Below are 1889 nucleotides of genomic sequence, written 5' to 3'. Positions count from 1 at the left end.
AGCCGGGAGACCCGGGGCACGATCCGCAGGCCGTGGCAGCGATGCGCCGGGCCGAGTTGGCGGCCAGTTGCGAGGCGTTGCGGGTCACGCACCTGGAGACGCTCGACTATGCCGACTCGGGCATGATGGGTTGGGCGACCAACGACGCGCCCACCGCGTTCTGGAACACGCCGGTGGCGGAGGCGGCCGACCGGCTGGCCGAGTTGATCCGGCGGTATCGGCCCGACGTCGTCGTCACGTACGACGAGAACGGCTTCTACGGCCATCCGGACCACATCCAGGCGCACCGCATCACCATGGCCGCCGTCGAGCAGACGAACATTCCCGCGAAGGTGTACTGGACCACCGTGCCGCACAGCGCGTTCCAGGAGTTGGGCCGCGTCATGCAGGAGATCGGCGTCGAGTTTCCCGAGCTGGGCGAGCAGGAGATGCCGCAGCTCGGCCTGCCCGACGAGGAGATCACCACCTGGGTGGACACGAGCGGCTACGGCGCGCAGAAGTTCGAATCGTTGGCTACGCACGCCAGCCAGGCCGAGAGCATCTTCTTCCTGCAACTTGGCCGGGAACGGTTCACCGAGCTGATGGGCATGGAGACGTTCGTCCGGGTCCGCGACATCACCGATGCGCCGACACCCGAGGACGACCTGTTCGCCGGGCTGCGCTGACCGAGCGCGCCCGGCCTCCGCGCCGCCGTCGATGAGAAAGTTCCACCAGCGAGGGATCGTTCGCGCTGGCCAAGGCGCGTGGCGACTGGTTCCCCTGCCGGCTCGGTTGGGAGCGGGCTGAGCTGGCACGTCCGCCCTGGCCTGCCCGGTAACGCGTGCCCGAGCGGCGGGCGAGGACCTCTTGAACCCTCCGAAATGCTTTGGCAACATCGGCGAGCCTGAATATTACTCACCACCTCACCTTGCCTGCTGTGAAAAGTGCCCGACGTGAGCCCGGCTATGTTAACGCTCACATAACTCGGGAGCCCGGGTCGACATCAGGCCTGTCGTCTATGCCACCGAGGCCCTCGGCGGCGCCACCACCATCACCCTCACCGCACTGCACCTCGCAGGGACCACTCCCTGAGAACCTCCACCCGTCCTCATAAAGGAGCACCCCATGCATCTCCCGGGTGACAACCCTGCGCCGGCTCCTCGCCATCCCGCCCGTCGGCGTCGCCGATGGCTGCTGCCGGCCGCCACCGCGATCTTGACCGCTCTGGGCGGCGGCATCGTGGTCGCGGCCACCGCGACGGAGGCCGCTGCGGCCACTATCGACACCAGTGCCTCGTACGTGCTGGTCAACCGCAACAGCGGCAAGGCGCTCGACGTATACAACCTGGCCACCAGCGACGGAGCCCGGATCACCCAGTGGACCCGTAACGACGGGGTTCAGCAGCAGTGGCAGTTCGTCGACTCCGGCGGCGGCTACTACCGGCTGAAGTCGAGGCTGTCCGGAAAGGTCCTCGACGTCCACAACTGGTCGACCGCCGACGGCGGGTCGATCGTGCAGTGGACCGACCACAACGCCGCCAACCAGCAGTTCAGCATCCAGGACATCGACGGCTACATTCAGTTGATCAACCGCAACAGCGGTAAGGCCATCGAGGTCCAGGGTGCCGCTACCGCCGACGGTGCCAACATCGTCCAGTACGCCGACTGGAACGGCACGAACCAGCAGTGGCAGTTGGTCCGGGTCGGTGGAACCAATCCCACGACCCCGCCGCCGGGCTCGTGCAACCTTCCGTCGACGTACCGGTGGTCGTCCACGGGTGTGTTGGCGCAGCCGAGGTCGGGCTGGGTGTCGTTGAAGGACTTCACGGTCGCCCCGTACAACGGCAAGCAGCTCGTCTACGCGACCACGCACGACTACGGCACGTCGTGGGGTTCGATGAACTTCAGTCT

General features: G+C 66.8%; 2 protein-coding genes. Both read left to right on the top strand.

Translation table 11 applies throughout. The annotated features are described in order from the left end of the window. The coding region (locus E1258_RS32375) for a PIG-L family deacetylase (protein ID WP_132407750.1) at positions 1-665 on the top strand (665 nt) is incomplete at its 5' end. A gap of 439 nt (positions 666-1104) precedes the next feature. After that, the coding region (locus E1258_RS32370; protein WP_243715833.1) for a non-reducing end alpha-L-arabinofuranosidase family hydrolase at positions 1105-1889 on the top strand (785 nt) is incomplete at its 3' end.

The sequence above is a fragment of the Micromonospora sp. KC207 genome, from assembly GCF_004348615.1.
Taxonomy (GTDB): Bacteria; Actinomycetota; Actinomycetes; order Mycobacteriales; family Micromonosporaceae; genus Micromonospora.
Note: the sequence above shows the minus strand (reverse complement) of the source record. Positions and strands in the feature narration are given on the sequence as shown.